General features: G+C 70.9%; 21 protein-coding genes and 1 pseudogene. 8 read left to right on the forward strand and 14 right to left on the reverse strand.

All coding sequences use genetic code 11. From position 1 onward, the window contains the following. Window positions 1-255: 255 nt before the first annotated feature. The gene (locus AMK10_RS34600; RefSeq protein WP_073753385.1) at window positions 256-1,533 is read right to left on the reverse strand and encodes an acetyl-CoA C-acetyltransferase; all 1,278 of its coding nucleotides are present in this window, start codon (window positions 1,531-1,533) and stop codon (window positions 256-258) included. A gap of 74 nt (window positions 1,534-1,607) precedes the next feature. On the opposite strand from AMK10_RS34600, the gene AMK10_RS34605 reads away from it, so the two are divergent. Both AMK10_RS34605 and AMK10_RS34610 read left to right on the forward strand, forming a co-directional pair. After that, entirely contained in the window at window positions 1,608-2,930 is a 1,323-nt protein-coding gene (locus AMK10_RS34605; RefSeq protein ID WP_073753387.1) for a 3-oxoacyl-ACP reductase, read from the forward strand. A 3-nt stretch (window positions 2,931-2,933) separates the two neighbouring features. Next, window positions 2,934-3,764 carry a MaoC/PaaZ C-terminal domain-containing protein gene (locus AMK10_RS34610; protein ID WP_073753389.1) on the forward strand — a complete coding sequence of 277 codons (831 nt, stop codon included), beginning with the start codon at window positions 2,934-2,936 and terminating at the stop codon, window positions 3,762-3,764. 28 nt (window positions 3,765-3,792) lie between these two features. On the opposite strand, the gene AMK10_RS34615 is transcribed toward AMK10_RS34610, so the two are convergent. After that, on the reverse strand, window positions 3,793-4,413 hold the full coding sequence (locus AMK10_RS34615) for a TetR/AcrR family transcriptional regulator (protein ID WP_073753556.1): 621 nt from the start codon (window positions 4,411-4,413) through the stop codon (window positions 3,793-3,795). A 234-nt stretch (window positions 4,414-4,647) separates the two neighbouring features. On the opposite strand from AMK10_RS34615, the gene AMK10_RS34620 reads away from it, so the two are divergent. Then, the gene (locus AMK10_RS34620; protein WP_073753391.1) at window positions 4,648-5,862 is read left to right on the forward strand and encodes an alpha/beta hydrolase family protein; all 1,215 of its coding nucleotides are present in this window, start codon (window positions 4,648-4,650) and stop codon (window positions 5,860-5,862) included. Between the two features lie 23 nt (window positions 5,863-5,885). Here AMK10_RS34620 and AMK10_RS34625 read toward each other — a convergent pair. The 3 genes and pseudogenes from AMK10_RS34625 to AMK10_RS37870 form a co-directional block, all read right to left on the reverse strand. Continuing rightward, a pseudogene (locus AMK10_RS34625) lies at window positions 5,886-6,988 on the reverse strand (methyltransferase domain-containing protein). After that, a complete protein-coding gene (locus AMK10_RS38560; RefSeq protein ID WP_274535368.1) occupies window positions 6,985-7,107 on the reverse strand; it encodes a hypothetical protein in 123 nt (40 codons plus the stop codon). Before AMK10_RS38560 ends, AMK10_RS34625 begins: the two are co-directional and overlap by 4 nt. A 203-nt stretch (window positions 7,108-7,310) precedes the next feature. Further along, window positions 7,311-7,472 (reverse strand): hypothetical protein, encoded by a 162-nt coding sequence (locus AMK10_RS37870; RefSeq protein WP_198959854.1) that lies wholly within the window; start codon window positions 7,470-7,472, stop codon window positions 7,311-7,313. Between the two features lie 205 nt (window positions 7,473-7,677). Here AMK10_RS37870 and AMK10_RS34630 point away from each other — a divergent pair, with 205 nt between their 5' ends. Then, entirely contained in the window at window positions 7,678-8,727 is a 1,050-nt protein-coding gene (locus tag AMK10_RS34630) for a helix-turn-helix domain-containing protein (RefSeq protein WP_241839768.1), read from the forward strand. A gap of 12 nt (window positions 8,728-8,739) precedes the next feature. Then, window positions 8,740-9,321: an HD domain-containing protein gene (locus AMK10_RS34635; protein WP_073753393.1), complete on the forward strand. Its 582-nt coding sequence runs from the start codon at window positions 8,740-8,742 to the stop codon at window positions 9,319-9,321. A 77-nt stretch (window positions 9,322-9,398) separates the two neighbouring features. Here the strand turns inward: AMK10_RS34635 and AMK10_RS34640 are convergent, their stop codons facing one another. The 5 genes from AMK10_RS34640 to AMK10_RS34660 form a co-directional block, all read right to left on the reverse strand. Further along, window positions 9,399-10,778, reverse strand: coding sequence for a dicarboxylate/amino acid:cation symporter (locus tag AMK10_RS34640; RefSeq protein WP_382564691.1), 1,380 nt, complete (start codon window positions 10,776-10,778; stop codon window positions 9,399-9,401). A gap of 370 nt (window positions 10,779-11,148) precedes the next feature. Beyond that, window positions 11,149-11,445, reverse strand: a complete 297-nt coding sequence (locus AMK10_RS34645) for a DUF4229 domain-containing protein (RefSeq protein ID WP_073753397.1) — start codon at window positions 11,443-11,445, stop codon at window positions 11,149-11,151. A gap of 184 nt (window positions 11,446-11,629) precedes the next feature. After that, on the reverse strand, window positions 11,630-12,157 hold the full coding sequence (locus AMK10_RS34650; protein WP_073753399.1) for a GNAT family N-acetyltransferase: 528 nt from the start codon (window positions 12,155-12,157) through the stop codon (window positions 11,630-11,632). 137 nt (window positions 12,158-12,294) lie between these two features. Next, window positions 12,295-13,458 carry an aminofutalosine synthase MqnE gene (gene mqnE, locus AMK10_RS34655; protein ID WP_031098411.1) on the reverse strand — a complete coding sequence of 388 codons (1,164 nt, stop codon included), beginning with the start codon at window positions 13,456-13,458 and terminating at the stop codon, window positions 12,295-12,297. Window positions 13,459-13,549: 91 nt separating this feature from the next. Further along, window positions 13,550-14,005 carry an Lrp/AsnC family transcriptional regulator gene (locus AMK10_RS34660; RefSeq protein ID WP_073753401.1) on the reverse strand — a complete coding sequence of 152 codons (456 nt, stop codon included), beginning with the start codon at window positions 14,003-14,005 and terminating at the stop codon, window positions 13,550-13,552. Window positions 14,006-14,127: 122 nt separating this feature from the next. Between AMK10_RS34660 and AMK10_RS37555 the strand changes: the two genes are divergently transcribed. Continuing rightward, a complete protein-coding gene (locus AMK10_RS37555) occupies window positions 14,128-14,277 on the forward strand; it encodes a hypothetical protein (RefSeq protein WP_158070918.1) in 150 nt (49 codons plus the stop codon). A 10-nt stretch (window positions 14,278-14,287) separates the two neighbouring features. Here the strand turns inward: AMK10_RS37555 and AMK10_RS34665 are convergent, their stop codons facing one another. Beyond that, complete coding sequence (locus AMK10_RS34665) at window positions 14,288-14,935, reverse strand: UbiX family flavin prenyltransferase (protein WP_073753403.1); 648 nt, start codon at window positions 14,933-14,935, stop codon at window positions 14,288-14,290. A 131-nt stretch (window positions 14,936-15,066) separates the two neighbouring features. Here AMK10_RS34665 and AMK10_RS34670 point away from each other — a divergent pair, with 131 nt between their 5' ends. Further along, window positions 15,067-15,672 carry a rhomboid family intramembrane serine protease gene (locus tag AMK10_RS34670; protein ID WP_073753560.1) on the forward strand — a complete coding sequence of 202 codons (606 nt, stop codon included), beginning with the start codon at window positions 15,067-15,069 and terminating at the stop codon, window positions 15,670-15,672. A gap of 9 nt (window positions 15,673-15,681) precedes the next feature. Here the strand turns inward: AMK10_RS34670 and mqnP are convergent, their stop codons facing one another. Next, window positions 15,682-16,593: a menaquinone biosynthesis prenyltransferase MqnP gene (mqnP, locus tag AMK10_RS34675; RefSeq protein ID WP_073753405.1), complete on the reverse strand. Its 912-nt coding sequence runs from the start codon at window positions 16,591-16,593 to the stop codon at window positions 15,682-15,684. After that, window positions 16,590-18,047 carry a menaquinone biosynthesis decarboxylase gene (locus tag AMK10_RS34680; RefSeq protein ID WP_073753407.1) on the reverse strand — a complete coding sequence of 486 codons (1,458 nt, stop codon included), beginning with the start codon at window positions 18,045-18,047 and terminating at the stop codon, window positions 16,590-16,592. The genes mqnP and AMK10_RS34680 overlap by 4 nt, the downstream gene beginning before the upstream one ends. 88 nt (window positions 18,048-18,135) lie before the next feature. Here AMK10_RS34680 and AMK10_RS34685 point away from each other — a divergent pair, with 88 nt between their 5' ends. Continuing rightward, window positions 18,136-18,543: a PLD nuclease N-terminal domain-containing protein gene (locus AMK10_RS34685; protein ID WP_073753409.1), complete on the forward strand. Its 408-nt coding sequence runs from the start codon at window positions 18,136-18,138 to the stop codon at window positions 18,541-18,543. A 23-nt stretch (window positions 18,544-18,566) separates the two neighbouring features. Here the strand turns inward: AMK10_RS34685 and AMK10_RS34690 are convergent, their stop codons facing one another. Then, window positions 18,567-19,007, reverse strand: coding sequence for a MarR family winged helix-turn-helix transcriptional regulator (locus AMK10_RS34690; RefSeq protein WP_073753411.1), 441 nt, complete (start codon window positions 19,005-19,007; stop codon window positions 18,567-18,569). Between the last annotated feature and the right edge of the window lie 108 nt (window positions 19,008-19,115).

The raw sequence follows: 19,115 nt of genomic DNA on the forward strand, positions 1-19,115 counted from the left end.
CCCCGTCCCTGAGGGGGGCCTGCGCCGGGGCGGCTGCTGGGTGCGCGGGGTCGTTCACGTACGGGCGGGCGGGTCGATCACGGACGGGGGGCTCGGGGCGTTCACCGCCCCGTACCGGCGGGCGGGTCGATCACGGACGGAGGGCTCGGGGTTCGGGGCGTTCGCGGACAGGCGGGCGGGTCCCGCCGTCCCGGGCGGGCGGGCGGGTCCCGCTGCCACGTACGGGCGGGCGGGTCCCGCCGTCCCGTGCGGGGCTCAGGGGCGTTCCAGGATCGCGGTGACTCCCTGGCCTCCCGCGGCGCAGACCGAGATCAGGCCCCGGCCGGGGCCCTCCCGCTCGGCGAGGAGTGCGGCCAGCGTCGCCACGATCCGGGCCCCCGTCGCGGCGAAGGGGTGTCCGGTCGCGAGCGACGATCCGACCACATTCAGCTTGTCCCTGTCGACGGGGGCGAGGCCCTGCTTCTCCCAGGCGGCCAGCGTGGCGAGCACCTGGGAGGCGAACGCTTCGTGGATCTCGAAGAGGTCGAAGTCCTCGATGCCCAGACCGGCCCGCTCCAGCATGCGCGGCACGGCGTACGCGGGCGCCATCAGCAGCCCGTCGTCACCGTTCACGTAGTCCACGGCGGCCGTCTCGTACAGCGACAGGAAGGCCAGCGGCCTCAGACCGCGCGCCTCGGCCCACTCCTCGCTCGCCAGCAGCACGGTGGCCGCGCCGTCGGTGAGCGGGGTCGAATTGCCCGCCGTCATCGTCGCGTCGGGATGCCCGGCGCCGAACACCGGCTTCAGGGTGGCGAGTTTCTCCACCGTGGAGCCGGGACGCAGGTTCTGGTCGCGGTCCAGGCCGAGGTACGGGACGACGAGGTCGTCCAGGAAGCCCCGGTCGTAGGCGGCGGCGAGCCGCTGGTGGCTGGTGGCGGCCAGCAGGTCCTGGTCCTCGCGGGTCACCCCCCACTTCCTGGCGGTGACCGCCGCGTGCTCGCCCATCGAAAGCCCGGTGCGCGGCTCGGCGTTGCGCGGGATGTCCGGGACGAGATGCCGGGGCCGGACGGCGGCCAGCGCCTTCATCCTGGCGCTCGCCGACTTCGCGCGGCGCGCCTCCAGCAGGATCCTGCGCAGCTGGTCGTTGACGCCGAGGGGCGCGTCGCTCGTGGTGTCCGCGCCACCGGCGATCGCCGAGTCCACCGCACCCAGCGCGATCTTGCCGGCTGCGGCGATCACGGCCTGGAGACCGGTGCCGCACGCCTGCTGGATGTCGTACGCGGGCGTACGCGGGTCCAGGGCGGAGCCGAGGACGGTCTCGCGGGCCAGATTGAAGTCCCGGCTGTGCTTGAGGACCGCGCCGGCGACGAACTCTCCGACCTGTTGCCCGCCCAGACCGAACCGCTCGACGAGACCGTCCAGCGCGGCGGTCAGCATGTCCTGGTTCGACGCTCGCGCGTAGGGACCGTCGGAGCGGGCGAAGGGGATGCGGCTGCCGCCGATGACCGCGACCCGGCGCGGCTGCGGAAGCGGGAGGGGAATCAACTCGACCAACTCATCTCGACATCTCCTGACCCTTGAGTAACCTTACTCAGGAGTAAATCTACGACCGAGCAGGAGTCCAGACAATGGCCGACCGCTATCTGCACTTCACCGGCACGGCGCCCGGCCGTTTCCTGACGCGCAGGCTGGGCCTCCCGCAGCCCGCGCCGCTGCGCCGCTGGACGCTGGAAACCCCTTCCCTCGACGGGCCGTTGCTCCACCTCACCGCCGGGAAGCCGGCCCACCCCGGCACGCTCGGCCCGGTGCTCGCCGCGACCGGCCTGAAGGTCACCGAGCAGGCCGACCGCCCGGCGGGCATCGTCCTGGACGCGACCGGAGTCACCACGGCCGCCGGGCTCGCCGACGTACACGCCGCACTGCACCCCGTCGTGCGCTCGCTGGCCACCGGGGGCCGCGTCGTCGTGCTCGGCACCTCCCCGTCCCCCGACGACCACCACCAGGCGGCGGCGCAGCAGGCCCTCGAAGGGTTCGTGCGCTCCCTCGGCAAGGAGATCGGCAAGGGCGCCACCGTGCAGCTGGTGCGGCTCGCCCCCGGTGCGGACCCCGCGTCGGCCGAGTCCACCCTCCGCTTCCTGCTGTCGCCCCGCTCCGCCTACGTCAGCGGCCAGGTCGTCGAGCTCAGCGCCGACGCACCCGGCGAGGTCGCCGACTGGGCGGCCCCGCTCGGCGGGCGCACCGCGCTGGTCACCGGCGCCGCGCGCGGCATCGGCGCGGCCGTCGCCTCCGTCCTCGCCAGGGACGGCGCCCAGGTGTTCTGCCTGGACGTGCCGCAGGCGCGGGAGGAGCTCACCCGCACCGCCGACCGGCTCGGCGCGACCGCCCTGCCGCTGGACATCACCGCGCCCGACGCCGCCGAGCAGATCGCCGCGGCCGTCCCCGGCGGACTCGACGTCCTCGTCCACAACGCGGGCATCACCCGTGACCGCAGGCTCGCCAACATGGCGGCCGACCGCTGGGCCTCGGTCATCGACGTCAACCTGGACAGCGTCCTGCGCACGACGGACGCCCTCATCGGCTCGGGCACCCTGCGCCGGGGCGGCCGCATCGTCGCGACCGCGTCCATCGCCGGGATCGCGGGCAACAACGGCCAGACCAACTACGCGGCCAGCAAGGCGGGCATCATCGGCCTGGTCCGCTCACTGGCCCCGCGCGCCGCCGCCGAACACGGCATCACCGTCAACGCGGTCGCCCCCGGCTTCATCGAGACGAAGATGACGGCCGCCGTGCCGCTCTTCATCCGGGAGGCGGGCCGCCGGATGAACTCCCTCTCCCAGGGCGGCCTTCCGGTCGACGTGGCCGAGACCACCGCCTGGTTCGCCCAGCCCGCCTCCGGCGCGGTCAACGGCCAGATCGTGCGGGTCTGCGGCCAGAGCCTGCTGGGGGCCTGATCCATGACCGGCCTCGGCATGTCCCTCGTACGCGGAGCCGTCACCTCGCCGTTCAAGCGGGCCGGGCGCGAGGACGCCACGCTGCCTTCCGGCCCCGAGGTGCTCCCGCCCGTCCGCATCGCCCCCGGCCCCCTCGCCGCGTACAGCAGGATCTGCGGCTTCACCGAACCCGGCGTCCTGCCGCTCACCTACCCGCATGTGCTGGGCTTCCCGCTCGCCATGCGGCTGATGACGGACCGCGCCTTCTCGCTGCCGGTGCTGGGACTGGTCCACACCTGGATCGAGATCACCTCGCACCGGACGCTCCACCCACAGGATGAGCCGGAACTCACGGTGTACGCCGCAGGGCTGACACCCCATCGGCGCGGGACGGAGGTGACGATGACGACCGCGGCGCGGCTCGGGGGCGAGCTGGTCTGGGAGTCCCGCAGCGGCTACCTCTCCCGGCACACGACCACCGGGCACGTCCCCTCATCGACCCCGCCCGCCACCCCCGGGGAGCTGCCCGCCGTGGCGCAGTGGCGGCTGCCGACGGACCTGGGGCGGCGTTACGGCGCCGCGTCGGGCGACCGGAACCCCATCCACCTGCACCCGGTGACGGCACGGCTGTTCGGCTTCCGCCGGCACATCGCACACGGCATGTGGACCCTGGCCCGCTGCGTGGCCGCGGCCGAGGAGGAGCCCGGCCGTGTCCGGAGCGTCAGGGCGGATTTCAGAGCGCCGGTCCTGCTGCCCGCCACCGTGACGTACGCCGCCGAGGACACCGCCTTCCAGCTGCGCGACGGCGACCGCGTCCACCTCACCGGAAGCCTGGCCCGCTCGCCGGAAGTGTGACCCCCGAGGCTGCTCCGGGAGGGCCGGCTCAGTCCTCCCGGGGCACCCAGCCGCGCCCGTGCATGAGGTTCTCCAGACCCGCCCAGGAGAAGTTCATCAGTGTCGCGGCGGCCTCCTTGGCCGAGACCCCGGGCGTGACGTTCGCCCACCCCGCGAGCGCCTCGGCGGCCCCCACGAGGGCCTGCGCGAGACCCGCCACATCCCGGTCCGGCAGTGCGCGATCACGGTGCGCCTCGCGCGCGGCGGCCCCGATCAGACCCGTCACGAACGCAACGATCTCCTTGCGCAGCGCCCCCACCTCGCTGACGAACGGCTCGCCGTGCGAGCTCGCCTGCTGGTGCAGCACCGCCCAGCCGTCCGGGTTCTCCGCGGTGTGCGTGAAGAACCCCCGCAGTCCTTCCCACAGTTGCCGGTCGGCGGGCAGCCCCGGCTCCACCGCGGACTGCACCGCTTCCACCAGCGCTTTTGCCTCGCGGCGGATGCACGCGGTGAAGAGCTCCTCCTTGGAATTCAGGTACAGATAGACCAAGGGCTTCGAGACACCGGCCAGTTCGGCGATCTCATCCATCGAAGCGGCCCGGTATCCGCGCTGCCCGAAGATCCGCACGGCCGCGTCCATCATCTGCTGCTCACGCACCGCACGTGGCATCCGTTTGCTCTTCACTGCACTCACGTCGGACATCCCTCCCGCCCCCTCTGCGCTACTCCTCGGTAAGAGTACGGCTCGGCATGATCCCCCGCCGTCACGATGGAACGCACCCGGACACGATGGCCGGTAGTGGTCCACCGATCCTGACGGGCACTCCCGTACGTCTCAGGGCCCCCACGGGATCAATCCCGCGGCTGACGCGTCCACACGATTCCGCCTCCTAGTGTCCCTCGTATGACGATCGGACTCCGCAGAACGACGGCAGCCGCGGCCCTCGCCGCCATGGTCCTGCTGGCCGCCCCCGCCGCCACCGCACACGCCTTAGCGGGCCCCGGAACGGCACCCGTCCCGACGACGAGCGCCACCGCCACCGCGCTGGAACTGCCCCGCCCGACCGGCCCGCACGCCGTCGGCACCGAGGTGCTGCACCTCGTCGACCACAGCCGTACCGACCCCTGGGTCCCGGCGGCGGGGGCCCGGGAGCTGATGGTGTCGCTCCACTACCCCGCCCGCCCCGGCAGCGGAGGCGCCTCCGCCCCGTACATGAGCACCGAGGAAGCGCGGCTGATGCTGGTGCAGCGCGGGCTGGAGGACATCGTGCCCGCCGCCACCCTCAGCTCCACCGCCACCCACGGCCGCCAGGCAGCCCGCCCCGCCCCGGGCCGGTTCCCCCTGGTGCTGCTCTCCCCCGGTTTCGGGCAACCGCGCGCCACCCTGACCTCCCTCGCCGAGGACCTGGCGAGCCGGGGCTACGTCGTGGCGAGCGTCGACCACGCCTACGAGTCCTCCGGAACCTCCTTCCCGGGCGGGCGGGTCCTCACCTGCGCCGCGTGCGACGCGGACAACGCCACCCCGGACGAGGCGGCGGCACGCGCCCTGCGGAAGAGGGTCTCCACCGGCCGGGCCGCCGACCTCGCCTTCGTGCTCGACCGGCTGACCGGCCCCCGTCCCGCCTGGGACCACGCCCGCACGATCGACCGCCGCCGGGTCGCGGCGGCCGGCCACTCCATCGGCGGCAGCGCCGCGGCCTCCACGATGCTCGCCGACCCCCGCGTGGACGCCGGGATCAACATGGACGGCACCTTCTTCGAGGAGATCCCGGCCACGGGCCTGGGCAGCCGCCCGTTCCTGATGCTCGGCACCCGGGCCGGCCACAGCCCCGGCACCCTGGACACCTCCTGGAACGACGGCTGGAAGCGGCTCGACGGCTGGAAGCGCTGGCTGACCGTCAAGGACTCGGGACACTTCACCTTCACCGACACCCCGTACCTGGCCGAACAGGCGGGCCTCCCGGTGGACCCCACGGCCCCCCTCTCCGGCACCCGCTCGTCGGAGATCACCCGGACCTACGTCGCCGCCTTCCTCGACCAGCACCTGAAGGGCGACGCCCAGCCGCTCCTGGACGGCCCGGCACCGGAGAACCCCGAGGTGCTCTTCAACAACCCCTGACCCGCACCGGGGCCCGTCCGCGCTCAGGCCCGGCGGGGTTCGATCACCCCATGCGGATCACGGAGCCAGACACGCTGCCCCGGCCGGTCACGGTCAGCCCGAACTGTTCGTGACCGGGCCGGCCGAGGGCGTCGTACTCCAGCCAGGACTGCTCGATGTCCTCCCAGAGGAGCCCGGGGCCGTACTGCAGGACGTCCCCTCCGGTCTCGGCGGTGGCGGCGGCCCCGTCCTCCCGGGTCGCCCACACCCGGGCACCGTCGGCGGTGTCCTGGTGGACGAGCCGTACGCCGGGCAGCCGGGCCCCGGCGTACAGCGCGAACCCGAGCGTGAGGAGCCGGGCCGGGTCCACACCCGCGGCGCGGGCCCGGCCCCCCGCCCCGTCGACCCGATGCGGGCCCGCGCGGTGCGCCCGCATCGGCATGTACGACGCGCCCCCGCAGAACGGGCCGAGCGCGGTGCCGTCGTCCTGCACATGCAGCTGGACCAGGGCGCCGGACCAGAAGTCCCGCGCGAGCGGGGCGACGACGATCCCACCGGCCCTGACCTGCCGGACGAGGGCGTGCGGGACATACCGGAGCGCGCAGGTCGCGATCAGCCGGTCCACCGGCCCCGTACCCGGCCACGGCTGCTCGCCGTCCCCGACCCGCAGATGCGGCCGGTATCCCGCGCCCGCCAGGAACTCCGCCGCCTGCCGCGCGACGACGGGGTCCAGCTCGACGCTGTGCACCCGCTCGTCACCGAGCCGCTCGGAGAGCAGCGCGGCCACGTATCCCGTGCCGGTACCGATCTCCAGCACACGGTGCCCGTCCTCGGCCTGGAGCAGCCCGAGCATCCGCGCCACCATGGACGGCTGACTGTTCGACGAGGTCGCGATGCCGGGCCCGTCCTCGGCCCCGTCGTCGAGCTGGGTCACGACCGGCTCGTCACTGTTGACCAGGGCCAGCCAGTGGTCCGTCCCGACGACCGGCTCACACCGGTCGGGAAGCTGCTGCCAGACGTCGGACGGGATGAACAGGCTGCGCGGCACGGCATCGAAGACCTGCCGCCAGCGGCCACCGAGCAACCCTCGGTCGGCGAGGTCCTGGACCAGGTCCGGATACGTACGGACGCCCTGCGCCGCGCTCACGACAGCGGAACGCGCGTGGGCCCGCTGCCGTCCGGGGACGGCGGGGTGGGCGGTGGGGTCCAGGGCTTGTCGGAGGGCGCGCCGCCGTGCTTGCCGTCGTCGGCTCGTGCGGTGGTCATGTTTCTCCTTCGTGGGTGGTGGGAAGCGACCGGCAGCTCCGGCCGGGTTCATGGGGTGTGGCAGGCACAGGCGCAGCGATGCACTTCGATCGGGTGCTCCCACATTGGTGCACCGGGAAGCCGTAGTTCGCCCGGCCCGGGACATTCACGGTGCTCACCGATCCGGCACGGCGATGCGAGTCCCGCCTCGGGCGGCACCGTCTTCACTGCTGCCGTGCCGTGGGTGCCGTGCGCACGCAGCGCGGACACGCGCAGTCCGGCAGGACGGACGAGGCCATGGGCTGTGCCAGAGGCACGACTTCGGCCTCCTCACGCACCACCCGGACCGCGCCGTCGCGGTTCACCTCGTACACCTTGATCGTCATCGTCACCACAATGCCCTTCCACTACTCTGAGTTGCCGGTCATCACTGCGTCTACGACGTTAGGGAGCGGGGGCCGCCGCTTGAACTGACCACGGGTACGGGTGATCGGCTGCGGCCGAAGGGGCAAGGGGGACGCCATGGGAACCGGCTCGCGCACCACCCTGACCAACAGTCGGGGAACGTTGCACAGGAGCCGCGGCGGCCCGGTGTCCGGGTACGTTTTCAGGCTGATCCGGGAGCAGTTGGGCCACACCCAGGACACGCTCGCCGAGCGGTTCCGGATCTCGTCCGACGCGGTTGCGGGCTGGGAGTCGGGCCGCCGCCCCCTGACCGCCGTACCGGTAGGGCAGATGCTCGTGTATCGCCACCAGCTCCTTCAGCTGGGCAGCTCACCCTCCCTGCTTTTGACCCTGGAGCGGGCCATGGAGGCGGATGTGCTCCTGGCCGGCGCCCTGGACGAGGAAGTCCCGGCTGAACACGGCCCGCTCGGCGCATGGGTCATGCAGCGTGACCTGGTCGAGGTCCTGTCCTGGCCACTCAACGGTGTCACCCCGACACCATTGCGAACTTTGCCGGACCCGCCACGACCGCGCCGGGGTCCGGTGCCGCACGGACCGGAGCTTCCCACCGACGACCGCCGCCGCTTCTTCTCCCGCATGCGCAGGTCCGCCGAGCAGGCGCGCGGCAGCGAGCACTTCCTCATGCGCCGCCAAGCCCTCTACCTGGCCGGATACGACGACGCACCTGACACCTCCGCGTGGCTGGCCCAGCAGCAGCGGACCGAGCGCCCGGACGGCTGGCTTGCCGGCTGGCTCAACTCCCGTTCCGTCGCGGCCGTCGCCGCCCGGCAGGGAGACCAGGAACGGATGGGGTACTTCATCACCACCAGCCTCGCCGACGACGACGCGGGCGAAGCGGCCAATCTGAACTACTGGGCCTACTGGATCGGCGAGGCACCGCACATCCAGCTGTCCGACGACTTCATCGCCGCCCCGGACACCGGCCTATGGCAGGGCGACAGACTCATGCGCCATCTCGTGCGTGGCCTGACCCCGCAGCACGGGTTCTTCGACCTCAACGTCCACACCCTCTGGACACTGGTCGCTGCCCGTCCGAACCTGCTGCGTCCAGGGATTCCGGGCGGGCGCGATCTACGCCGGGCCCTCCCTTTGATGTTGGATAGCCGGGAGTTGTCGACGCGCGCGCGCCGGGAACTCGAAGGCATCCGGTACGCGATCCGCCTCGCCGAGGCGTGAGAGGAGACGGGCGTGGCTGACGACCTGTCCGCAGTGGGGCGCTTCTTGTACGAGGCCGGCACGCTCAAGCACACGCGCCGAACCGGCTGGTGGATGGCAGGAGTCAACGATCCGGAGAGCGTGGCCGAGCACTCGTGGCGTACCTCGTTGATCGCGTCGGTCATCGCGAAGCTCGAAGGCGCCGATCCCGCGCAGGCCGCGTTCCTCGCCGTCTGGCACGACACCCAGGAGACCCGTACCGGGGACGTCAACCACCTGGGGAAGAAGTACGCGCCTGCGGGCGACCCGCAGGACGTCACCGCCGATCAGACGGCGGGCATGCCCGAGGCCCTGGCCTCCGCCATCCGGGAGCTGGTCGCCGAGTACGAAGCCAAGGAGTCACCGGAGGCGGTATGCGCCCGGGACGCCGACAAGCTGGAGTGCATGCTCCAGGGCATCGAGTACAAGGCGCAGGGCTACGAGAACGCGCAGCGCTGGATCGACAACAGCAGGGGCCGCCTCGTCACGGAGACCGGGAAGCGGCTGGCGGACGAACTCCTCCGGCAGGGAACGCTCGACTGGCTGCGCACCGCCATCGGCGAGACCAGCAGCTGACCCCCGGACACACGAAACCGCCCCGCCCCCGGCCTGAGCCGGAGGCGGGGCGGTTTGCCGCGCGGGCGCGGGTGCCGCTAGGCGGTGGCGGGCACGGCCGTGGGACGGGTGTCCTCGGGCTCGGGCTCGTCGACCGGGGAGGACGACGCCGAGTTGTACGCGTCGTGGTCGAGGATGTTCTCGCGGGCCGCGACGATGACCGGGACCAGCGCCTGACCAGCCACGTTCGTGGCCGTCCGCATCATGTCCAGGATCGGGTCGATGGCCAGCAGCAGGCCCACGCCCTCGAGCGGGAGGCCCAGCGTCGACAGGGTGAGGGTCAGCATGACCGTCGCGCCGGTGAGACCGGCGGTGGCCGCCGAGCCGATCACCGAGACGAACGCGATCAGGATGTAGTCACCGATGCCCAGCTGGACGTCGAAGATCTGCGCGATGAAGATCGCCGCCAGCGCCGGGTAGATCGCGGCGCAGCCGTCCATCTTGGTCGTGGCGCCGAACGGGACGGCGAAGGAGGCGTACTCCTTCGGGACGCCGAGGCGCTCGGTGACCTTCTGGGTGACCGGCATCGTGCCGACCGAGGAGCGGGAGACGAAGGCGAGCTGGATCGCGGGCCAGGCGCCCTTGAAGAACTGGAGCGGGCTGACCTTGGCGACCGTGGCGAGCAGCAGCGGGTAGACGCCGAACAGCACGAGGGCGCAGCCGATGTAGACGTCGGCGGTGAAGGTCGCGTACTTGCCGATCAGGTCCCAGCCGTAGTCGGCGATCGCGTAGCCGATGAGGCCGACGGTGCCGAGCGGGGCGAGGCGGATGACCCACCACAGGGCCTTCTGGAGGAGCTCCAGGATGGACTCGCTGAGGGTGAGGATCGGCTTGGCCCTGTCGCCGAGCTGGAGCGCGGCGATACCGGCGACGGCGGCCATGAAGACGATCTGCAGGACGTTCAGCTCGGTGAAGGGCGTGATGACGTCCGTCGGGATGATCCCGGTGAGGAAGTCGAGCCAGGAGCCGGCGTGCTCGGGCTTGGCGCCGTCCTTCGGGGTGAGGCCGGTGCCGGAGCCCGGGTTGGTGACCAGGCCGATCACGAGGCCGATGGCCACGGCGATCAGCGACGTGATCATGAACCAGAGCAGGGTGCGGGTGGCGAGCCTGGCTGCGTTGTTGACCTTGCGCAGGTTGGTGATCGACACCAGGATCGCGAAGAAGACGAGGGGCGCGACGGCCAGCTTCAGGAGCTGGACGAAGATGTGGCCGACCTGGTCGAGCGTGGTGTAGAGCCACTCGATCTCGAAGCTGCGGGTGAGCCAGCCGAGGAGTACACCGAGGACCAGACCGGCGACGATCTGGATCCAGAACGGGATGCTCGGTATACGGAAACCGGAACCGGACGGCTTGCCCGCCGTGGTCTCGGCGGGGGGCGCGGAATTCGCGGACACGGACACACTCCAGACGGGACGCATCGGGACGTACGGAGTCAGACGTACGGACGTGCGGTCGAACAGGGGGGACGGGGGTGCGGCGCCCGCGTCAAGGGCGGCGCCGCTGCATGATGCCGGTTCAGACGTTGCGGCAACAGACCGCGGACATACAGCGGCAGAGATCGACATGCAGGCGCACCACGAGCGGGACGCCCGAGGCGTGGTGGGTGCGCACTGCTGTAATCATGTCGAACACGTTAACACTGAAACTTTGAGAACCTCAAAGCTCCACTTCTCGATCACATTCGGGCGGAAGAGGTCCGGACATGCGTGAACCCCGGTGCGGGAGCGGCTGCTCCAGTACCGGGGTTCTGTGCGTACGGTCGCGTGTGTGAGGAAGCTTACGCGGGCCTTACTGGGCCACGCTGTCCTCACGGGTGCGGTTCGCGTCGAGCCGGGCCTTGGTCCGGTCGACCTTCGAGATCAGCTGCTCGGACATCTCGTCGCGCTGCTTGCGCAGCAGGATGAAGCTGAGGGGGGCGGAGAGCAGCAGGCCGAGGAGGATGACCCAGACGGCGTTGGAGCCGCCGACGCCCGAGGGCAGCACACCGAAGTGGACCGCCACACCGGCGACGAAGAAGCAGCCGACGAAAATCAGCAGGCGCATCGCGGTGTACCGGATCGTTGCGCTCGGCTTGGCAGCGGACACGACTGGCCTTCTCTCTACGTCCGGTGTTCCTGCGTGCAGTCTGGAATCGTGCCCGACCAGTGAAGCATGCCCCGAATTCGATCAGTTCGCAGGGTTGCCCCTGACGCCGTCCGGTCGGCTCGCGGGGCTGTCCCGAACGCTGCCCCGTCGACGCGCGGAGGCGCCCCCGACGTCCCGCGCGCCGCTACCGGAAGAGCGGGAGCAGCATGATGATGTCGTCGCGGTAGTCGTCCTCGGCGACGCGGATGGCGCCGGGGACCCGGCCCACCTCCTTGTATCCGCAGGAGGCGTAGAAGCGGTCCGCGCCGGTGCCTCCGCGGCAGGTGAGCCGGATGGCGTCGATGCCCTCGATACCGCGGGCGGCGTCGGCGGTGACGGCCATCAGGTCGCGCCCGTAGCCCTTGCCCTGGTGGCGGGGGTGGACCATCACCGTGTAGGCGCCGATCCAGTGCCGCATCAGCCGGTGGGTGTTGTGGGTGAGGAACGCGGTGGCGGCCACCGTGCCGTCCTCGTCGCGGCCGACGACCAGGCGGGTGCGGCCCTCGACCATCGCGGCAAGGTGCTTGACCAGCTCGGGCCGCACCTCGTCGGCGGTGACGGGCGGCACGAAGCCGACGGCCCCTCCGGCATTGCTGACATCGGCCCAGAGCGCGGTGATGTCGTCCCGCAGGGCCCGGTCGAACGCCGGGTCCACTTCAAATGTAAGCGCCATACAAATAGATTAACCCTTACGATCCGCGCGCTTCACATGCGTCCAGCACGCGAGAAAGCCCCGGCCTGGGGACGGTGGGCCGGGGCTTTCGGACAACGGGACGCCCTGGCACCCCGGAGGGTGCCGGGCGTACGGCGTCAGACCCGCATGGGCTGCGGCGTCTCGCGACGCCCGGCGTCCGGGCCCGGGTACTCCCGGAGGATCTCGTACCGGGTGTTGCGCTCCACGGGCCGGAAGCCCGCGTCCCGGATCAGGTCGAGCAGGTCCTCACGGCCGAGCTTGTTCGGCGTGCCGTAGTCGTCGGCGTCGTGGGTGATCTTGTACTCGACGACCGAGCCGTCCATGTCGTCGGCGCCGTGCTGGAGCGCGAGCTGGGCGGTCTGCACGCCGTGCATCACCCAGAACACCTTGACGTGCGGGACGTTGTCGAACAGCAGCCGGGAGACCGCGAAGGTCTTCAGCGCCTCGGCGCCGGTCGCCATCGAGGTCCGCGCCTGGAGGGTGTTGCGGACCTTGCCGTCCTTCATGTCCACGAAGTCGTGCTGGTAGCGCAGCGGGATGAAGACCTGGAAGCCGCCGGTCTCGTCCTGCATCTCCCGCAGCCGCAGCACGTGGTCGACGCGGTGACGGGGCTCCTCGATGTGCCCGTACAGCATCGTCGCCGGGGTCTTGAGACCCTTCTCGTGCGCGAGACGGTGGATGCGCGACCAGTCCTCCCAGTGGGTGTTGTGGTCGACGATGTGCTGGCGGACCTCCCAGTCGAAGATCTCCGCGCCGCCGCCGGTCAGCGACTCCAGACCGGCCTCGATCAGCTCGTCGAGGATCTCGGAGGCCGAGAGCCCCGAGATCGTCTCGAAGTGGTGGATCTCCGTGGCGGTGAACGCCTTGAGCGCCACCTCCGGCAGGGCTTCCTTGAGCGCGCTCAGGGAGCGCGGGTAGTAGCGCCACGGCAGCGTGGGGTGCAGCCCGTTGACGATGTGCAGCTCGGTGAGGTTCTCGCCCTGCATCGCCTTCGCGAGCCGGACGGCCTCCTCGATGCGCATCGTGTACGCGTCCTTCTCGCCCGGCTTGCGCTGGAACGAGCAGTACGCGCAGGACGCGGTGCACACGTTGGTCATGTTGAGGTGACGGTTGACGTTGAAGTGGACGACGTCGCCGTTCTTCCTCGTACGCACCTCGTGAGCCAGCCCGCCGAGCCATGCCAGGTCGTCGGACTCGTAGAGCGCGATCCCGTCCTCGCGGGTCAGCCGCTCGCCGGCCCGGACCTTCTCCTCCAGCTCGCGCTTGAGTCCCGCGTCCACTAGGGCGCCTCCCATATATCTACGTAACAGACTCCGGCAACCGTACTCCCCCGCCCCGCGGGCGGCGGCACCCCCATGCGCGGCTCAGCGGCTACGCCTCCTCGGGCAGCTCCCCGACCCGGTTCTCCCATTTGGTGGAGAGCACGACCGTCGTCCGGGTGCGGGAGACCCCCTTGGTGCCGCTGAGCCTGCGGATGGTCTTCTCCAGCCCGTCCACGTCGCCGACCCGGACCTTGAGCATGAACGAGTCGTCGCCCGCGATGAACCAGCAGTCCTCGATCTCGGCGAGGTCCTTCAGCCGGTGCGCGACGTCCTCGTGGTCCGCCGCGTCGGAGAGTGAGATGCCGATCAGCGCGGTGACGCCCAGTCCGAGCGACGCGGCGTCGACGGTCGCGCGGTAGCCGGTGATGACCCCGGCGGTTTCCAGCCGGTTGATGCGGTCGGTGACGCTGGGCCCGGAGAGCCCGACGAGCCGCCCCAGCTCGGCATACGAGGCCCTGCCGTTCTCTCTGAGGGCCTGGATGAGCTGCCTGTCCACCGCGTCCATATGACTGAAACCTTCCATTGTTCAGCAGTACCGCGAGTTTACGTGTAGAATTTAAGGCGCAACAGGGGTTACACCCTGCAAATCTTTCCCATCAGCCAAGAAACGCTTTCGAATCTTCAGGAGTGAACGACACCGTGTACTCGATCGAGATGGCCTACGCCCGGATGCGCGAGCTGCAGGACCTGGCCAACCGCTCGCGTGCCCATCAGCCCGCCGCCGCCCTGCGCGTCGACAGGACCCGCGCCCCGCGCGTGGGCAGGAAGAAGCGCTGACCCCACCGCGTCAGTCCCGGGAGGCGCCACCGAGCTCCCCCTCCCACCGGCGGTACAGCTGGTGCGGCACTCCCGCCGCGTCCAGCACCCGCCCCGCGACGAAGTCCACCAGATCCTGGATGTGCGTCGCACCCGCGTAGAACGCCGGAGAGGCGGGCAGCACCACGGCGCCCGCCTCGTCGAGCGCCACCATCTGCTTCAGCGTCTGACCGCTGAGCGGGGTCTCGCGCACCGCCACGACCAGCTTCCGCCGCTCCTTGAGCGTCACGCTCGCGGCCCGCTGCAGCAGGTCCTTCGAAAGCCCCAGCGCCACCCCGGCCACGCAAGCCGTCGAGGCCGGCACGATGAGCATCCCCTTGGCCGGGTACGACCCCGAGGAGGGCCCGGCCGCGAGATCGCCCGCCGCCCAGTGGCGTACGCCGCCGATGTCCGGCCGGAAGGTGTCCGGCTTCCCGTCCGCGCCCCGCGCCAGCCAGGCCCGCAGATCGTCCTGCCAGTGGGCGTCGCGGAAGGCGATGCCCGTCTCGTCCAGGAGCGTCAGCCGCGAGGCGCGGCTGACCACCAGATCGACGCTCTCCCCCGCGGCCAGCAGTCCGCGCAGCACCGATGCCGCGAAGGGTGTGCCCGATGCGCCCGATACCCCGACAATCCAAGGCATGCGCTGCTGCTGACTCGCTGAAGTCCCGGCTCTCACACCGCCGAGCCTATCCGGCGCCCCGGCCCAGGAACTGAGCGAGGGCCCCCGCACGTTGCAACGGATGAGGGAACAGCCATGGACAGGGGGTGACCATGACGGTCACACGCACCGGCGTCACCGCACGGACCGTCACGGCCGGAGCGGTCATGCTCGGCTGGATCGCGCTGCTGTGGGTGCTGGAGGGCATCGACACGGCGACGGGGAACTCCCTGGACACCTATGGCATCAGCCCGCGCGAGGCGTCCGAGCTCGCCGACATCGTGCCGTCCGCCTTCCTGCACAGCGGCTGGGAGCACGTGGCGTCCAACAGCGTCCCGCTGCTGGTCCTCGGCTTCATCGCGGCCCTCGGCGGGATACGCAGATTCGCCGCCGTCGTCCTCGTGGTGATCGTGACGTCCGGCCTCGGCGTCTGGCTCACCGCCCCGCCGAACACGGTGACGCTCGGCGCGTCCGGTGTGGTCTTCGGCCTGCTCGGCTATCTGCTGGTCCGCGGCTTCGTGGACCGGCGCCCGCTGGACATCCTGGTCGGCGTACTCATAGCCGCCGCCTACGGCTCCCTGCTCGTGGGCGTGCTGCCGACCGACTCCGGCATCAGCTGGCAGGGTCATCTCTTCGGCCTGGTGGGCGGGGTGGCGGCGGCGTTCGTCTTCCGCCGCCCCCGCCGCCCCCGGGACCCCGCGGGCTACGTCACGGTGTGAGGGGTCACCTCACGGCGTGAGGCCCCGCACCAGCAGGTCGAGCAGCGCGCAGGCGAACAGCGCGATCCCGATGAAACCGTTGACCGAGAAGAACGCCCTGTTCAGCCGGGACAGGTCGTGCGGCCGCACGACGCGGTGCTCGTACACGAAGGCCACGGCGACGATCGCCATGCCGATCCAGTAGAAGATCTCCGCGTCCGTCGCGAGGCCGAACCACACCAGCATCCCGGTCGTCACCACGTGGCAGACCCGCGCGCCCCACAGCGCGGCGGGGATGCCGAAGCGCGCGGGGAAGGAGAGCACACCGTGGGCCCGGTCCGCCTGCACGTCCTGGCAGGCGAAGATCAGGTCGAAGCCGCCGATCCAGATCCCGACGGCGAGCCCCAGGATCACCGCGTCCCACGACCAGCTTCCGGTCACCGCCAGCCAGGCGCCGATCGGGCCGATGGCCTGGGCGAGGCCCAGGATCGCGTGCGGGAAGTTCGTGAACCTCTTGCCGTACGGGTAGACCACCATCGGCACGACGGCGACCGGCGCCAGCGCCAGACAGAGCGGGTTGAGCAGGGCGGCGGCGCCGAGGAAGACGACGACGGCCACGATCGCGCCGACCCACGCCGACTTCACCGAGACCGCGCCGGTCACCAGCTCACGGCCGGCGGTGCGCGGATTGCGGGCGTCGATCTCGCGGTCGATGATCCGGTTCGCCGCCATCGCGAAGGTGCGCAGACCGACCATCGCGACGGTGACGAGCAGCAGCCTGCCCCAGTGGATGTTGCTGTCCAGCTGGAACATCGCGGTCAGGGCGGCGATGTAGGCGAAGGGCAGCGCGAAGACCGAGTGCTCGATCATCACCAGCCGCAGGAACGCCTTGGTCCTGCCGGGCGACTGAGGCACCGCGGCTGCTGAGGCGGAGGCGCTCACAGACCGTACTCCTTCCACCGGCGGTCGACCTTCGCCGCCGTGTCCGGGTCGGACTCGACCATGTCCGGCCAGCCCCCGTCCCGGGTGTAGCCCTCCTGGGGCCACTTCTTCGTCGCGTCGATGCCCGCCTTCCCACCCCAGAACTGCTGGTAGGAAGCGTGGTCTAGGTGGTCGACCGGGCCTTCGGTGACGGTGAGGTCCCGGGCGTAGTCGGTGTTGCCGAGCGCCCGCCAGGCGACCTCGTGCAGATCGTGGACGTCGCAGTCGGAGTCCACGACCACGACCAGCTTGGTCAGGGACATCATGTGGGCGCCCCAGATGGCGCTCATGACCTTCTGGGCGTGCTTCGGGTACTTCTTGTCGATCGAGACGATCGCGCAGTTGTGGAAGCCGCCCGCCTCCGGCAGGTGGTAGTCCACGATGTCCGGAACGATGATCTTGAGCAGCGGCAGGAAGAAGCGCTCGGTGGCGCGCCCCAGCGGGCCGTCCTCGGTCGGCGGCCGGCCGACCACGATCGACTGGATCAGCGGGCGCTTCCGCATCGTGACGCAGTCGATCTTCAGCGCGGGGAACGGTTCCTGCGGGGTGTAGAAGCCGGTGTGGTCGCCGAACGGCCCCTCGGGCAGCATCTCGCCCGGCTCCAGCCAGCCCTCGATGACGACCTCGGCCTGGGCGGGGACCTGGAGCGGGACGGTCTTGCAGTCGACCATCTCGATCCGCTTGCCCTGGACGAAGCCGGCGAAGAGGTACTCGTCGATGTCCCCGGGCAGCGGCGCCGTGGAGGCGTACGTGACCGCCGGCGGCGCTCCGAAGGCGATGGCGACGGGCAGCTTCTCGCCGCGCCGGGCCGCGACCTGGTAGTGGTTGCGGCTGTCCTTGTGGATCTGCCAGTGCATGCCGATGGTGCGCTTGTCGTGGCGCTGCAGGCGGTAGAGCCCGAGGTTGCGGATGCCCGTCTCCGGGTCCTTGGTGTGCGTGAGGCCGAGGTTGAAGAAGGAGCCGCCGTCCTTCGGCCAGGTGAAGAGCGCGGGCAGCTGGTCGAGGTCCACGTCGTCGCCGGTGAGGACGACCTCCTGGACGGGGGCGCTGTCGGACTTCACCTTCTTCGGCGGGAGGTGGGTCACCGCGCCGAGCTTCCCGAACGCCTCGCGGATGCCGACGAAGCCCTGCGGGAGCTCCGGCTTGAGGAGGCCGCCGATCTTGTCGCTGATCTCCGCGTAGGACTTCAGCCCCAGCGCCTTGAGCAGCCGCCGGTCCGTCCCGAAGACGTTCATGGCCAGGGGCATCGACGCCCCCTTGACGTTCTCGAAGAGCAGCGCGGGCCCGCCCGCCTTGTTCACCCGGTCGACGATCTCGCCGACCTCCAGATACGGGTCGACCTCGGCCTTGATGCGCTTGAGATCGCCCTCGCGCTCCAGAGCCCGGAGCAGGGAGCGAAGATCGTCGTAAGCCATAACGCCCAGTATCGGCCACCCGCTACCCTGGGCCCGTCACCGGGGGCGGGACAGCGCCTCCTCATCTCTTCTCGGGGGATCCCTCACGATGCTCAGGGCCTTGATCTATCTTCTGCCGCTGGCACTGACGATCTACGCGTTCATCGACTGCCTGAACACCCCCGAGGACGAGGCCAAGCACCTGCCGAAGGTGGCCTGGGTCTTCATCATCCTGCTGTTCTGGATCGTGGGCCCGATCGTCTGGCTGGCCGCGGGCAAGCTCCGCAACGCCCCGGCCGGCGGCCGCACGCCCTCGGAGTGGCACCGCAGCCACCGCACCACCTGGGTGGCGCCCGACGACAACCCGGACTTCCTGAAGTCGCTGAAGGACGAGAACAAGAAGGACGAGTCGCTCCTCAAGGACTGGGAGGCGGACCTGCGCCGCCGCGAGGAGGAGATCAAGCGCCGGGAGAACGGCACGGGCCCCGACGACGCGGCCGGCCCCGCCACGTCATGAGGTGACGGGCCGCCGCACGGCGGTCACGAGGACAGCAGCCGTCCCAGCCGGTCGAGCAGGGGCAGCAGCGCGGTGCGCTCCTCGGGGGTGAGGGCCTCCAGGGCGCCGTGCACCACGCGCATCTCGGCGCGGATGCGGTGCGCCAGCTCGGTGCCCTCCGCGGTGCGGGAGGCCACCTTGGAACGGCGGTCACCGGGCGCCGGGGTGCGCGTCACGAGGCCACGCGCCTCCATGCGCCCGATGAGGCCGGTGGCGTTGGACGCGTCGCACACCAGATGAGTGGCCAGGGCGCTCATGGGCATGGGCTCGCCGAGCGCGATCAGCGCCCGGGCCTGCGAGGTGCTGAGGCCGTGGCGCGCCGCGACGGCGGTGAGGTCGTCGTAGTGGCCGCGGACGACGACCGCGAGGGGTTCCAGCAGTTCGTCCGGAGTAGGGACGGCGCGGGGTGCCGGTTCCGTCGTCATGGTCGGTCATCCTTCGATCGGTGCACATGCTTCGAAGGCCCGGGGCCTTCGACGCCACGCACCCGCATTCATTTGACATGCTCAACTTTGGGCCGTTACATGAACGGT

The sequence above is a fragment of the Streptomyces sp. CB02058 genome, assembly GCF_001905505.1.
Lineage (GTDB): Bacteria > Actinomycetota > Actinomycetes > Streptomycetales > Streptomycetaceae > Streptomyces.

Bases quoted from the DNA above. Each gene is read 5' to 3' on its own strand.
- AMK10_RS34615 (WP_073753556.1), bottom strand. From the start codon at position 4,413: ATGCCACGTGCGGTGCGTGAGCAGCAGATGATGGACGCGGCCGTGCGG.
- AMK10_RS34660 (WP_073753401.1), bottom strand. From the start codon at position 14,005: ATGGACGCGGTGGACAGGCAGCTCATCCAGGCCCTCAGAGAGAACGGC.
- AMK10_RS34685 (WP_073753409.1), top strand. From the start codon at position 18,136: ATGCTCAGGGCCTTGATCTATCTTCTGCCGCTGGCACTGACGATCTAC.
- AMK10_RS37870 (WP_198959854.1), bottom strand. From the start codon at position 7,472: ATGACGATCAAGGTGTACGAGGTGAACCGCGACGGCGCGGTCCGGGTG.
- AMK10_RS34665 (WP_073753403.1), bottom strand. From the start codon at position 14,935: ATGCCTTGGATTGTCGGGGTATCGGGCGCATCGGGCACACCCTTCGCG.
- AMK10_RS34670 (WP_073753560.1), top strand. From the start codon at position 15,067: ATGACGGTCACACGCACCGGCGTCACCGCACGGACCGTCACGGCCGGA.
- AMK10_RS34620 (WP_073753391.1), top strand. From the start codon at position 4,648: ATGACGATCGGACTCCGCAGAACGACGGCAGCCGCGGCCCTCGCCGCC.
- AMK10_RS34680 (WP_073753407.1), bottom strand. From the start codon at position 18,047: ATGGCTTACGACGATCTTCGCTCCCTGCTCCGGGCTCTGGAGCGCGAG.
- AMK10_RS34605 (WP_073753387.1), top strand. From the start codon at position 1,608: ATGGCCGACCGCTATCTGCACTTCACCGGCACGGCGCCCGGCCGTTTC.
- AMK10_RS34650 (WP_073753399.1), bottom strand. From the start codon at position 12,157: ATGGCGCTTACATTTGAAGTGGACCCGGCGTTCGACCGGGCCCTGCGG.
- AMK10_RS34610 (WP_073753389.1), top strand. From the start codon at position 2,934: ATGACCGGCCTCGGCATGTCCCTCGTACGCGGAGCCGTCACCTCGCCG.
- AMK10_RS34640 (WP_382564691.1), bottom strand. From the start codon at position 10,778: ATGCGTCCCGTCTGGAGTGTGTCCGTGTCCGCGAATTCCGCGCCCCCC.
- AMK10_RS34690 (WP_073753411.1), bottom strand. From the start codon at position 19,007: ATGACGACGGAACCGGCACCCCGCGCCGTCCCTACTCCGGACGAACTG.
- AMK10_RS38560 (WP_274535368.1), bottom strand. From the start codon at position 7,107: ATGACCACCGCACGAGCCGACGACGGCAAGCACGGCGGCGCGCCCTCC.